This window comes from Microbacterium sp. BK668, from assembly GCF_004362195.1.
GTDB lineage: Bacteria > Actinomycetota > Actinomycetes > Actinomycetales > Microbacteriaceae > Microbacterium.
Genome location: NZ_SNWG01000001.1, coordinates 324697 through 336614, shown reverse-complemented (window position 1 = coordinate 336614; position 11918 = coordinate 324697). Strand labels below are relative to the sequence as shown.

Sequence of the window (11918 nt, the reverse complement as noted above, 5' to 3'; positions counted from 1 at the left end):
CGCGCACGACTGTGCGTCCCCGATAGACATTCCTCTACCCCAAGTCAGACGCTGCACGTCGACGACATCGACGACGGTCACCGTCCCCAGATGCGCTCATCCGACCGGGTGTGCCGAACGATTAAGGGTTCCCAAGCCCCTTGCGCGATGCCACTGTACCTCTGGTGCATCCGGAAGGGAAGACATTCTTCGCGCGCGATTCGACTTGCGTCGACCTGCGCCGGTACGGGCCCCGTCGCGAGCCCCCGGAGAGCGGCCGCTCAGCCGATCAGGCGGGTGACGGCGTCGAGGCCCATCCCGTAGTTGATCCGCTGCACCGGGAGGGCGAGCTTGTCCGTCCCGATCGTCACATAACCCGGCTCGATGGTCCGGCCCAGCTCGAAGCCCGCGAGACGCAGCCCCTCCTTGGACGTCTCGTTGAAGTGGCCGAACGGGTACGCGATGACCTCCTTGACGCCCAGCACCTGCGCCGACTTCTCGAGGTCGGCGGCGATCTCCTCGGCGCTGAGATTCACCATCTGTCCCTCGCCGTCGGCCCCCGCCTTGTGCATGTCGTGGGTGTGGGACCGGCGCAGGACGTACGGATTCGGCGGGGCGTCCTGACGGTAGGCGGTGATCATGAACGACGTCGCGAGGAGCTTGTACTTGTCCACGACGGGGGCGGCCAGGTCGAACCAGGTCTGATCGGCATCGTCGTCGGTGATGATGACCGAGTGGTTCGGGAGCCACAGCCGCGCGTCGATGAAGGCGCTCAGCTCGTCCCAGGTCGGCAGATAGAAGCCGCCCGTGGCGATGTGGTTCATGTGCGCGTCGAAGTCGCCGATGTACGCGTAGTTCCCCCGCAGCCATCCGCTCTCGCCCTCGGGCTTCGTCGTGAACTGGTGGTACATCATGATCGGGATGCGGGCGTCCTCGGCCGCGTTCTCCTCGGGGGACTTCCACGCGCCGTGCAGCGTGACCTGCTGGTCGGTGCACGCGACGACCTCGGACCCGTTGACCCGGGCCGGGATGTTGAAGGATGCCGCGTCAGCCGGCGTGGCGTACCATCCGGCGAAGACCGCTCCGTCGCGCGAGGGGATGGGCAGCCCGCTGTACAGGGTTCCCTGCGTCTGCAGCTGCGGGGCGTCGGCGATGCCGTCCCCCTCGAAGCTGACGGCGCAGGCGTTCGGATCGTCGGTCGTGGCGAGCAGCTGCTCGGATGCGGTCAGTGTCGGCGGCGTCGGCGCGGGAGTCGGAGTCGGGGTACGGCCCGAGGCCGTGGTGGCGGTCGGCGAAGGAACGGGCGCGGCATCCGTCGTCCTCGACAGTGCGATCGCGGCGATCGCGGCCGAGGCTCCTCCGAGGATCACGAGGGCCGCGATCAGCGCGGCGAAGAAGCGGCGCCGTCGCACGAGAGCCGACGGACGGCGCGTGACGCGAGACGAGTCGCGGGAAGTCATGGTCGACCGAATCCCTCTGCTCATGGGCAGGATGACGGTCGTCCCCCGACGACCTTCTCCGCGCATTGTAGGGGAAGGAGCGCGCGCCGACCGGAAGGCCCGGCGAGCGGGGCGCCGTCGCACTCTTTCCCGGCGCTCGCGCGTGGCGCGAGTGCCGCACTTTCCTGCGAACGCCACACCGATCCGTGTCGCGTTCGCAGGAAACTGTGGCGCTCAGCCGAAGCGGGCCCCCGGACGGCTGCCCGCCCGCGCGCCGGTCAGCCGCCGTTCCAGAGCCGCAGCCTGACCGGGTCGACGACGAGCCGCAGGCGGGAGATGCGCTCGGCGCGCAGCTCGGCGGTCACGACGCCGACGATCTCGCGGGCAGTGTGCAGCGCGATGCCGGGCCGGCCGTCGACGGGGCACTCGACCGCCACCGCATCGGGGTTGGCATCCAGGAACCGCACGACGAGGTCGATGACGTGCGCCCGGCCCGCCACGAGCGTGAGGCGGTCCGGGTGCTCGGTCCCCCGGTCGATGGCCAGCGTCGCGTCCGGATGCAGCACCCGCACGAGGCGCGAGAAATCCCGCTCGTCGCACGCGTAGGCAAGGGCGCGCACGGCCATGCGATGCCGTGCGCCGGCCGATCGGGCGCCGCCGCGACCGCGCGCGGGCCACCCGAGCCCCTTGCGCCGCCTCACGCCGACGCGCCCGGGCAGCCGCCTCGCGAGGTCGGCGAACACCGCGCGGACGGACACGCGGTCGTCGTCGGCGCGCGGCGATCCGGGTTCGTCGTGCGTCATTCGGGCGATGATCGGAACGGTCGGTTCCGATCATCCCTTCTTACCAGCGCGATGGCGCGACTCGCGGCGACGTGCTCAACCGCCGAGACCGATGACCTCGACCTCGTCTGTGGCGAAGCTCGACACCCACAGCTCGTCGCCGACCTGCAGCACGTCTCCGCCACCGCCCTCGGCCACGCGGATGCGGCGCTCCACCGCGTCGCGGCGCGTGTCGACGAGCCACACCTCGCTGTCTCCGCTGCGCACCCACAGCTTCCCCGGCATCTCGGGCGCGCTGGAAGCGGCGATGCCCCAGTACTCCTGCGGCTGCTCGATGCGGCTCTCGAGCAGTCGCGCCTCGCCCGTGTCGGGGTCGATCCGCACGAGGGCGCCGTGGACCGGGTCGGTGTACCAGACGGCGTCGTCGTGCGAGATGAGGTATCCGGAGTCAGGCGGGACGGGCATCGGCACGGCGGCGACCACGGCGCCCGACGCCGGGTCGACGCGGTAGGCGATCGCCCCGTCCTACGGCGGGGGACGATCGGCTGTGGGGTACCGCCTCGGCGGGCCGCGTCGTGTCGACGGCGGTTCTTCCCGGCACCCCCGCCGCCGTCGACGTGGACGAAGGCCTGGTGTGGGTCGCGATCGCACAGCCGGCCGCCGTCCTCGCATTCGACGCCGCGACGCTCGAGCGCGTGCGGGTCATCGAACTGTCGGGGGAGCCCGCCGACCTCGCACTCGTCGACGGCAGGCTGGTGGTCGCCCTCCGCTGACTCGCGACGTGGCGTCCGATGCGGCGGCCGAGGCATCCGCTCCCGCCCTCTCGTGCGTATTTCCGCGTATGGCACGCGTGCGCGGCCGGCGCCATCCTGGTCTCGATTCCCGCCCTCCAGGGACAGGGCGGATGCCGGGGAGAAGATGGCATGAAGGAATCGCAGCGGTGTCGGAGGTCGCGTGCTCGGGGGCGCGCGACGCGGGTGACGGCGCGCGCGGCCATCCTCTCCCTGGCCCTTCTCCCCGCGGCCGCGGGCTGCTCGACGACTCCGGCGGTCGGCGCCGGCGGCAGCTCGGCGCCGACCGCCGGGGTCGTGTGCGGTCTCGCCAGAAGCGGCGGGTACGCCCTCGTGTGCGCGCGGCGTCCACCGATCGTGCTCCCGCTGCCGCTCGGCGAGGGCTCGAGCCGCTGACGGCGTCGCTTCCCGTAGTCAGGGTGTGCGCCCGGCACTACCGTGGTGCCATGTCTTCGGTCGACAGGAGACTCGCAGACTGGTTCCTCATCACCGCGGAAGTGCTGCAGCGACCGATCGTCGAGCTGCCCCTGGCCGACCTGCGCGACAGCATCCTCTCGACCTTCGACGCCCGGATGTTCACCTCCAACCTGCGCGACGGCGAAGGTCGCATCACGGTCCGCGGATACGGGTGGTCGTCGATCGACCCGGAGTCGCGTGAGGCCAATGAGGCGATCTCCGTGCTGTTCCGCGGGCTCGACCTGGCGCTGTTCGACTACCACCCGCTGCTGCGGTGGTATGCAGGCACGGGGGAGAAGGGGCCGCAGTCCGTCGGGCGCGTCCCCCGCCGGTTCCTGGATGCCTGGCAGACGCACGAGGTGTACGCGCTCCTGCGGGGGGTCCGCGCCGAGCAGCAGCTGTCGATCCCCATGCTGGTGCGCGGCGTCGAGCACCAGGCGGTCGTCGTCTGCCGGCCGGGGAGCGACTTCACGGACGACGACATGGAGCTCGCGCGCTCGCTGCAGCTCCTGTTCACGTCGCTGCAGAAGCAGGCCGAGATCCTCGCTGCGCGGCCGGTGCCGGCGGATCTGGCGAGCTCCCTCTCGGGGAGGGAGCTCGCCGTCCTGCGCTCGATCGCAGGCGGACACGGCGTCGCCGCGACGGCGGCGCGACTGGGCGTCTCGCCGCGCACCGTCGAGAAGCACCTCGAGCACGCGTACCGCAAGCTCGGAGTGCGCGACCGGGTGTCGGCGGTGCTGATCGCGTACGAGCTCGGGCTGGTCGATCCCGATCGACGGATCAGCACCGCATAGGCCGCTACCCCTTGACCGCGGCTCCGGCCACCGACTCCACGATCTGCCTCTGCGCAATGCCGAAGAGGATGAGCACGGGGACGGACGCGATGACGGCTCCGGCCATGACGATGGCGAAGTGCGTCCGGTAGGCGCCCTGGAGCATCGCGAGGCCCGGCTGCAGCGTCATGTTCTCGGGGGAGAGCAGCACGTACACGGGCCAGAGGAAGTCGTTCCAGTTGTTGAGGAACGACAGCACCGCGAGGGTCGCCAGCGCCGGCCGGGCGAGCGGCAGCACGACCTGCAGGAAGATCCGGAACTCCCCCGCGCCGTCGACCCGCGCCGCCTCCTCGATCTCGACGGGGAGGGCGACGAAGAACTGGCGCAGGAAGAAGATGCCGAAGGCGCCCGCCGCCCCGGGCACCGTGATCGCGAGCAGGGTGTCGAGCCAGCCCAGGTTCTGCACGATCAGGTAGTTCGGGATGAGGAACACGACAGGCGGCACCAGCAGCGTCGAGATGATGACGGCGAAGACGATCCTCTTCCCGGCGAACTCCATGCGCGCGAGGGCATAGGCGCCCATCGACGCCGTGACGAGGATCAGGATCGTCTGGATCGTCGCGGCGGCGAAGCTGTTCCACAGCCAGAGGAAGATCGGCTGCTCGCCGCTGGTGAGCAGCGTCGTGTATGCCTCGGTCGAGAACGGGTTCGGCCAGCCGTATGGGTTGCGCACGGCATCGGCATCCGTCTTGAAGGAGGTGATCAGCATCCAGACGAGCGGGAGGATGATGATGAGCGCGAGGATGCCGAGCACGATGTACAGCACCGTCGTGCCCGCGATGCGGCGCGGCGACTTCTGCCGGCGCTCGGGGGTCGGCGTCGTCGCCTGCCGGGTGTCCGGGATGGCCGTGGCGGTCATGCGACGGTCCTTTCGACTCGCTCCCGCTGGAGGCGGAAGTTGATCACGCTGATGATCGCGAGGAACGCGAACAGCACGTAGCTCATCGCCGCGGCGGGGGCCATGTTGTTCTGCGACAGGCCCTGGTCGGCGATGTACATGATCGCGGTGCGGGTCGCGTTGCCCGGGCCTCCCGCGGTGAGGAGGTACGACTGACCGAACATGTTGGCGCTGGCCAGCACGGTGGTCGTCGTGATGAAGAGCATCACCGGGCGCAGCCCCGGCACGGTGACGTTGAGGAAGCTGCGCCACGGGCCCGCGCCGTCGAGGGACGCCGCCTCGTAGAGATCGGCATTGATCCCCTTCAGCCCGGCGAGGAAGATCACCGTGTTGAGGCCCATCGTCCACCAGACGGTGACCCCGACGAGGGTCACCCACACCCAGGGGACGTTGACGGTCCACGGGATGTCGTCGGGAAGCCCGATCAGCCCCAGCAGGTGGTTCAGGATGCCGGACTGCGTGTCGAGGATGTAGCCCCAGATGACGCCGATCACCGCGACGCCGAGCACGTACGGCGCGAAGAACACCGTGCGGAAGGTCGTCGCCGCCCGGATCCTGCGGTTCAGCAGGAGCGCGATCCCGAGCGGGACGAGCACGAGACAGGGCACCGAGAGGACCACGAAGATCGCCGTCGCCCCCATCGACTGCCAGAAGTCGCCCGAGAAGGTGCTGTTCGGATCGAAGAGGGCGATGTAGTTCTGCAGCCCCACGAAGTTCTGGACGTCGCTGAACGGGCTGTAGTCGGTGACGCTGATCCACAGGCCGAAGATCGCCGGTGCGACCACGAAGGTCAGGAAGAGGATCAGGAAGGGGGCGAGGAAGAGGTAGGCGACGAGCGTCCGCCGGCGGCCCGTTCGCGCCCGTGATGCGGGAGTCCCGCCGGACCCCCCAGCGCCTTCGCGCTGGGGAGCCACGGCGGGGGTGGTGACGATCTCAGCCACCGTACTTCGCCTGGTTCTGCTTCAGGATCTGGTCGGCCTTCTTCGCGGCGTCGTCGAGCGCCTCCTGGGGGCTCTTCTTGCCGGTGAGGGCCTCGTTGATCGCGGTGGTGATGAGCGCGTTGGCCTCGGTGATGCCCGGCGACACCGTCTCGTAGTGCGCGTACTCGAGCTCATCCATGAAGGGCTGCAGGTTCGGGTAGTTCTGAACCAGCGTCGGGTCGTTGCGCACCTCGTTGTCGGCGGGGAGCTCACCGGTCTCGGCCCAGCCGGCCGAGTTGTCGTTCATCCACTTGACGAACGTCGCGGCCGCCGCGGTCTTGTCCGCGTCCTGTCCCTTGTTGGCGGGGAAGACCCAGTGCGTCGAGCTCGACCACACCGCCTGCTCGGTGCCGATCTGCGGAACCGGGGCCGCCTGCCAGTCGAGGTCGGCGAAGGCGCTGTTGGTGGTCTGCCAGACGCCGTTCCAGTTGAACGCGGTCTGACCGGCCAGCAGCGCCTTGATGTTCCCGTCCTGCGCGACGTTGGCCGGGCTGTACCCGTCCTTGACCAGGTCGGTCATCCACGTCAGCGCCTGCACACCCGCCTCCGAGTTGAAGGTCGCCTGCGTGACGTCCTCGTTGTAGAGGTCGCCGCCGAACTGCCACAGCAGGCTCTCGAACTCGAACGTGCCGGTGAAGACGTAGCCGTCGACCCACTCGCCCTGCACGCCCACGTTCTTGAGGGCCTCGAGCGCCGCGGTATAGGACTCCTGATCCGTCGGGATCTCGGTGATGCCGGCCTGGCCGAGCACCTCCATGTTGACGAACAGGCCGAGGGGCGTGACGCTCCACGGGATGGCGTACTGCGTGTCCTTGTAGTCGCCGGCCTCGAAGACACCCGGGGGGAAGTCGTCGGCCGTGTAGCCGAGCCCGTCGACGATGTCGTCCGCGTTGAGGAGCAGCTTCTGCGCCGCATAGGTGGCGAGGTCGTCGCCGTGCAGCACCGCGACGTCGGGGCCCTTGCCGGCCTTGATGGCCAGGGGCATCTTGGCCGCGATGTCACCCCATTCCTGGGGGACGTTCTTCACCACGATGTTGTCGTGCTCCGAGTTGAACTGCTCGATCAGCTTCGGCACGAGGGTCGGTGCAGCACCGCCCGTCCAGCCGTGCCAGAACGTGATGTCGACCTTCGGGCCGTCGTACTCGCCGTCGCCTGAGACGGCTCCGGTCGTGCCCGAGGACCCGCCGCAACCCGTGAGCGCCACTCCGAGGCCCACTGCTGCTGCGATGCCGAGCGCCCGAACGAACGCCTTCTTCATGTGATCGCTCTCCTTTGAGTCAGGGCCGGTCACGTCTGGGGGGTCAGCCGCGACCTCTCGGCCCATCGCCTTGTGGCCGTGAATCTACAGCGCTAGAAATTCTCTTGTCAACCCCGTCCATGTGGCTATGGTGGAGTCGTCGATCTGCGCAGGGAGGTGCGATGGCCGGAGTCACGCTCCAGGACGTGGCCGATCACGCGGGAGTCTCGATGAAGACCGTGTCGAACGTCGTCCGCAACTACGCGCACGTCAGCGAGAAGACGCGCGCGGCCGTCCAGAGCGCCATCGACGAGCTCGGCTACCGGCCCAACGTCATGGGGCGGCGTCTGGCCACCGGGCGGAGCGGCCTCATCGCCCTGGCCTTCGCCGACGTGGGGGTCCCGTACTTCGCCGAGCTCGCGCGCATGAGCTCGCGCACCACGCAGCGCTTCGGCTACCGGCTGCTCCTCGAAGAGACCGACGGCACGCTCGAGGGCGAGCGGGAGGTCGTCGCGAGCTCGGAGGCCGGACTGGTGGACGGCTTCCTCTTCCAGCCGAGCGTCATGTCGTCGACCGAGGTCGCGCGGCATCGCGGAGACGTGCCGATCGTCCTTCTGGGCGAGGCGGCGGCGCCCCTCACGATGGACCGCATCATGGTGGACAACGTCGCGGCCGCGGCGGAGGCGACGGCGCATCTGCTGGCGCTCGGGCGCCGGCGGGTCGGCTTCGTCGGCCACGAGGCGACCGGCCTGACGAACACGTCGCGCCTGCGGATCGCGGGCTATCAGCAGGCCATCGAGGAGGCGGGCCTGGTGCCGGAGCCTGGGCTTCTCATCCCCGCTGCCGAGGTGTCCGCTCAGGCGTCCGCTCGCTCGGTGGGCGCCGCGTTGGATGCCGGACTGCAGGTCGACGCGCTGTTCTGCCGCGACGACCTCGCCGCGATCGGCGCGCTCCGGGCCGTTCAGGAACGGGGGCGGCGCGTTCCCGACGACATCGCGATCATCGGCTGGGACAACATCGGGATCACCGAGGTGACCTATCCGAGCATCACCACCGTCGCCCCGGACATGCCGGCGCTCGTCGAGCGGGCCCTCGAGATGCTCGTCGAGCGCATCGAGGGCTTCGACGGCATGGGTCGGCACGAGCTGGCTCCTCACCGCATCGTGTTCCGTGAGAGCGCTCCCGAAAACTGAGGTTTACAGCGCTGTAGGAATCCGGCATGCTGTCGGTATGTTCGACGACGACCTGAACCCCTCCGGCCCGTGCGAGGTGCCGGCCGGATACCCTCGCCCGCAGCTCGTGCGCAGCCGCTGGTCGGACCTGTGCGGCCGATGGTCGTTCCAGCACGACGACTCCGACACGGGGCTTGACGAGCGCTGGTTCGAGCGCAACGCGCTCGACGGAACGATCGTCGTGCCGTTCCCCCCGGAGTCGCCGGCGTCCGGCGTGGGGGCCACGGCGCATCACCGCGTCGTCTGGTACCAGCGCTCCTTCGGTGCGGCGGAGCTCGAGGCAGCCGGCCGCCGGGACGGCGCGCGCATCGTGCTGCACTTCGGTGCCGTCGACTACCGCAGCCGAGTGTGGATCGACGGATCGTTCGTCGGAGCGCACGAGGGAGGTCACACTCCGTTCTCGTTCGACATCACCGACGCGCTCGGCGACTCGGACACCCACTCGGTGGTGGTCAGGGTCGAGGACGACCCCGAAGACATCGAGCAGCCGCGCGGCAAGCAGGACTGGCTCGAGCACCCGCACGTGATCTGGTACCACCGCACGAGTGGCATCTGGCAGCCGGTCTGGCTCGAAGCGGTCGCGCCCGTCGCCATCCGGTCGATCCACTGGACGACCGACGTCCACGCCGCCACCGTGTCGGCGCGTCTGGAGCTCTCCCGGGTGCCGCGCGAGCCGGTCGCCGTGCGCGTGCGGCTCGCCTTCGAGGGGCGGCCTCTCGCCGAGGCGGCCACCGTGACCGACCGCGCGTCGGTCACGGTCTCGATCCCCGTCCCCGCACTCGGGAACGGGCAGGGCTACGAGCAGCTGCTGTGGTCGCCGGAGCATCCGCGACTCCTCGACGCCGACGTGCGCGTCGGCGACGACCGGGTCCAGTCGTATCTGGGTCTGCGGACCGTCCACGTGGGTCACAGCGCCTTCTGGCTCAACGACCGCCCCTACTACCTGCGGTCGGTGCTCAACCAGGGGTACTGGCCCGAGTCCCACCTCGCCGCTCCCTCGGCCGATGCGCTCCGCATCGAGGCGCAGCTCATCAAGGACCTCGGCTTCAACGCGACGCGCGTCCACCAGAAGTTCGAGGACCCCCGGTTCCTCTACTGGGCCGATCGCCTGGGCATCCTCGTGTGGGGCGAGGCTCCGGCCACCTTCGAGTACTCCACCACCGCCGTCGAACGCACCGTCCGCGAGTGGCTCGACATCGTCCGCCGCGACTACTCGCACCCGTCGATCGTGGCGTGGGTGCCGCTCAACGAGAGCTGGGGCGTGCAGCACATCGCCTACGACGCCCGGATGCAGCACTACGCGCGCTCTCTCGTCGACCTGACCAAGGCGCTCGACCCGACGCGTCCCGTCGTGTCGAACGACGGCTGGGAGCAGGTCGACACCGACATCGTCGCGATCCACGACTACGAAGCCGATCCGGATGTGATGCGCGAGCGGTACGCCGATCGCGACGCCGTCGACCGGATGATCCGCACGTCGGGTCCGGCCGGTCGTCGGCTGATCCTCTCGGGCGACGTGGACGAGGCACCCGTCATGCTGACCGAGTTCGGCGGCATCTCGTACGACGTCGACGCGCACGAGGATGCCTGGGGGTACTCCACCGCCACGAGCGCGGACGACTTCGGGGACCGCCTCGAGGGCCTCATGGCGGCCGTGCACGGCAGCCGCGCGCTGCAGGGGTTCTGCTACACGCAGCTGACCGACACCCTGCAGGAGACGAACGGCCTGCTGACGGAGGCACGGGAGCCCAAGATCCCGATCGAGCGCATCCGCCGCGCCATGACCGGCCGCTGAGCAGCCGCAACGCTGAGCAGCCGGAACGCTGAGCGGTTGGGCAGCCTAACGACCTCCGCCGCCGAGCGTCCGAACACCCTCGTGCCACCGACGGCCCGAGACGATCCGAAGGAGTGACCATGAACGACGTGCCTCGCGCCACCCCCGCCTCGCCCGACCTCGACGGGCTCGATCCCGCCATCGCGCAGACGGTGGAGGCGCTCTACAGCGACGGGATCGACGGGCGGAAGGGCGCCTTCTCCGCCGAGTGGGCCGATGCGCTGCGGGAGGACATCGAGGCGGCGTACGCCGATGCCCTCGGCCGGGAGGGCGGCGCGGTCGGACGCGGACCCAAGCGGCACTACGTCGAGATCCACCCGGAGCAGATGCGCGGCTGGGTCGAGCTCGTCGACCACCCGTGGGTGCGCGGCGTCTGCGAGGCGGTGCTCGGGCCGGACTACCAGATCGTGGAGCTCGGCTTCGACGTCCCGAATCCCGGCGCGAAGGACCAGCCCTTCCACCGCGACTTCCCGATGCCCGAAGAGACCCGCGAGACCGGGCGACTGACGTCGCTCGCCTTCAACGTCACGGCCGTCGACACGACGGAGGACATGGGACCGTTCGAGATCGCACCCACGACGCAGTGGGACCTGCCCGAGGGCTTCGAGCACGAGATGTTCCCCGACACCTCGCTGTATCCCCGCTTCCACGAGCTCGCCGTTCGCAAGTACCCGCAGCGCGGCGACATCTCCGTCCGCTCGGCCCTCACGATCCATCGCGGCACCGCGAACACCTCCGACCGAGCGCGACCCGTGCTCGTGCTCGGCGTGGACGCTCCCGGCGCCGGGAACGCCGAGCACCACGACATGGCGGTCACCCGCGGCTTCTACGAGCGGCTCCCCGAGCGCGTCCGCCGGCATCTCGTGTGCCCGGTCGTCGATGAGCTCGAGCCGATCGTCCAGAAGCACTCCATCGAAGGACTGATGATGGGGGAGGCCTGACCCATCGACGGGCACAGCGGATCGCCGAAGCTGCTGATGACCACGGCAGCCTCGGTCGCCGCTGCCCGAGGCATCCTCGAGCGTGAGCAGGATCTCCTGGCTCGCCAGGACGTCCCCGGCACCTTGACCCTGATCGGAGGCAGCAGTCTCCCGGGGCTCGTCACCAAGGGCGACATCGACCTCCATCTGCGCGTGCGGCCCGCCGACTTCGAGGCGGCCACGAGGCGACTCCCCCCTCGCTACCGGCCGGTTCACCTCGAGATCTGGACCGAGGCGTTCGCGACGTTCGAGCGCGACGGTGCGCCGCCGATCGGCGTCGCGCTGACCGTCCTCGGGTCCGAGCACGATCGCCGGTTCGTGCGGTCGTGGCAGCGGATGGCGGTGGATGCCGCCGCCCGCGCCGCCTACAACGCCGTCAAGCGGGCGGGGGGCGACGTGGAAGACGCCAAGTCGCGCTTCTTCGACGCGCTCGTCGACGACCAGCTGTCCGAGGGCTGACGGTTCGCGTGGCCGGGA

The 11918-nt window shown here is 69.8% G+C and carries 13 protein-coding genes; 7 read left to right on the top strand and 6 right to left on the bottom strand.

Annotation, left to right across the window (positions count from 1 at the left end):
* Nucleotides 1-260: 260 nt before the first annotated feature.
* The 3 genes from EV279_RS01540 to EV279_RS01530 form a co-directional block, all read right to left on the bottom strand.
* Nucleotides 261-1439 (bottom strand): polysaccharide deacetylase family protein, encoded by a 1179-nt coding sequence (locus EV279_RS01540; RefSeq protein ID WP_133541186.1) that lies wholly within the window; start codon nt 1437-1439, stop codon nt 261-263.
* A 257-nt stretch (nt 1440-1696) separates the two neighbouring features.
* A complete protein-coding gene (locus tag EV279_RS01535; protein ID WP_133541185.1) occupies nt 1697-2221 on the bottom strand; it encodes a hypothetical protein in 525 nt (174 codons plus the stop codon).
* 75 nt (nt 2222-2296) lie between these two features.
* Nucleotides 2297-2665, bottom strand: coding sequence for a hypothetical protein (locus EV279_RS01530; RefSeq protein ID WP_133541184.1), 369 nt, complete (start codon nt 2663-2665; stop codon nt 2297-2299).
* A 110-nt stretch (nt 2666-2775) separates the two neighbouring features.
* On the opposite strand from EV279_RS01530, the gene EV279_RS01525 reads away from it, so the two are divergent.
* The 3 genes from EV279_RS01525 to EV279_RS01515 all read left to right on the top strand — a co-directional run bounded on the left by EV279_RS01525 (nt 2776) and on the right by EV279_RS01515 (nt 4241).
* Nucleotides 2776-2973, top strand: a complete 198-nt coding sequence (locus tag EV279_RS01525; protein WP_133541183.1) for a hypothetical protein — start codon at nt 2776-2778, stop codon at nt 2971-2973.
* A gap of 150 nt (nt 2974-3123) precedes the next feature.
* Nucleotides 3124-3387: a hypothetical protein gene (locus EV279_RS01520; protein WP_133541182.1), complete on the top strand. Its 264-nt coding sequence runs from the start codon at nt 3124-3126 to the stop codon at nt 3385-3387.
* Between the two features lie 50 nt (nt 3388-3437).
* Nucleotides 3438-4241: a LuxR family transcriptional regulator gene (locus tag EV279_RS01515; protein WP_133541181.1), complete on the top strand. Its 804-nt coding sequence runs from the start codon at nt 3438-3440 to the stop codon at nt 4239-4241.
* A gap of 4 nt (nt 4242-4245) precedes the next feature.
* On the opposite strand, the gene EV279_RS01510 is transcribed toward EV279_RS01515, so the two are convergent.
* The 3 genes from EV279_RS01510 to EV279_RS01500 are packed head-to-tail and all read right to left on the bottom strand — an operon-like array spanning nt 4246 to nt 7416.
* Nucleotides 4246-5139 carry a carbohydrate ABC transporter permease gene (locus EV279_RS01510; protein WP_133541180.1) on the bottom strand — a complete coding sequence of 298 codons (894 nt, stop codon included), beginning with the start codon at nt 5137-5139 and terminating at the stop codon, nt 4246-4248.
* The gene (locus EV279_RS01505; RefSeq protein ID WP_133541179.1) at nt 5136-6119 is read right to left on the bottom strand and encodes a sugar ABC transporter permease; all 984 of its coding nucleotides are present in this window, start codon (nt 6117-6119) and stop codon (nt 5136-5138) included. The genes EV279_RS01510 and EV279_RS01505 overlap by 4 nt, the downstream gene beginning before the upstream one ends.
* Nucleotides 6112-7416, bottom strand: coding sequence for an ABC transporter substrate-binding protein (locus tag EV279_RS01500; RefSeq protein ID WP_133541178.1), 1305 nt, complete (start codon nt 7414-7416; stop codon nt 6112-6114). The genes EV279_RS01505 and EV279_RS01500 overlap by 8 nt, the downstream gene beginning before the upstream one ends.
* 161 nt (nt 7417-7577) lie before the next feature.
* Here EV279_RS01500 and EV279_RS01495 point away from each other — a divergent pair, with 161 nt between their 5' ends.
* The 4 genes from EV279_RS01495 to EV279_RS01480 all read left to right on the top strand — a co-directional run bounded on the left by EV279_RS01495 (nt 7578) and on the right by EV279_RS01480 (nt 11900).
* A complete protein-coding gene (locus tag EV279_RS01495) occupies nt 7578-8588 on the top strand; it encodes a LacI family DNA-binding transcriptional regulator (protein ID WP_133541177.1) in 1011 nt (336 codons plus the stop codon).
* A 37-nt stretch (nt 8589-8625) separates the two neighbouring features.
* Nucleotides 8626-10422, top strand: coding sequence for a glycoside hydrolase family 2 TIM barrel-domain containing protein (locus EV279_RS01490; RefSeq protein WP_133541176.1), 1797 nt, complete (start codon nt 8626-8628; stop codon nt 10420-10422).
* Nucleotides 10423-10541: 119 nt separating this feature from the next.
* Nucleotides 10542-11402, top strand: coding sequence for a phytanoyl-CoA dioxygenase family protein (locus tag EV279_RS01485; RefSeq protein ID WP_133541175.1), 861 nt, complete (start codon nt 10542-10544; stop codon nt 11400-11402).
* 36 nt (nt 11403-11438) lie between these two features.
* Nucleotides 11439-11900 (top strand): GrpB family protein, encoded by a 462-nt coding sequence (locus EV279_RS01480; RefSeq protein ID WP_133541174.1) that lies wholly within the window; start codon nt 11439-11441, stop codon nt 11898-11900.
* Nucleotides 11901-11918: the final 18 nt, after the last annotated feature.

Bases quoted from the DNA above. Each gene is read 5' to 3' on its own strand.
- EV279_RS01540 (WP_133541186.1), bottom strand. From the start codon at position 1,439: ATGACTTCCCGCGACTCGTCTCGCGTCACGCGCCGTCCGTCGGCTCTC.
- EV279_RS01535 (WP_133541185.1), bottom strand. From the start codon at position 2,221: ATGACGCACGACGAACCCGGATCGCCGCGCGCCGACGACGACCGCGTG.
- EV279_RS01530 (WP_133541184.1), bottom strand. From the start codon at position 2,665: ATGCCCGTCCCGCCTGACTCCGGATACCTCATCTCGCACGACGACGCC.
- EV279_RS01520 (WP_133541182.1), top strand. From the start codon at position 3,124: ATGAAGGAATCGCAGCGGTGTCGGAGGTCGCGTGCTCGGGGGCGCGCG.
- EV279_RS01515 (WP_133541181.1), top strand. From the start codon at position 3,438: ATGTCTTCGGTCGACAGGAGACTCGCAGACTGGTTCCTCATCACCGCG.
- EV279_RS01510 (WP_133541180.1), bottom strand. From the start codon at position 5,139: ATGACCGCCACGGCCATCCCGGACACCCGGCAGGCGACGACGCCGACC.
- EV279_RS01500 (WP_133541178.1), bottom strand. From the start codon at position 7,416: ATGAAGAAGGCGTTCGTTCGGGCGCTCGGCATCGCAGCAGCAGTGGGC.
- EV279_RS01495 (WP_133541177.1), top strand. From the start codon at position 7,578: ATGGCCGGAGTCACGCTCCAGGACGTGGCCGATCACGCGGGAGTCTCG.
- EV279_RS01490 (WP_133541176.1), top strand. From the start codon at position 8,626: ATGTTCGACGACGACCTGAACCCCTCCGGCCCGTGCGAGGTGCCGGCC.
- EV279_RS01485 (WP_133541175.1), top strand. From the start codon at position 10,542: ATGAACGACGTGCCTCGCGCCACCCCCGCCTCGCCCGACCTCGACGGG.
- EV279_RS01480 (WP_133541174.1), top strand. From the start codon at position 11,439: ATGACCACGGCAGCCTCGGTCGCCGCTGCCCGAGGCATCCTCGAGCGT.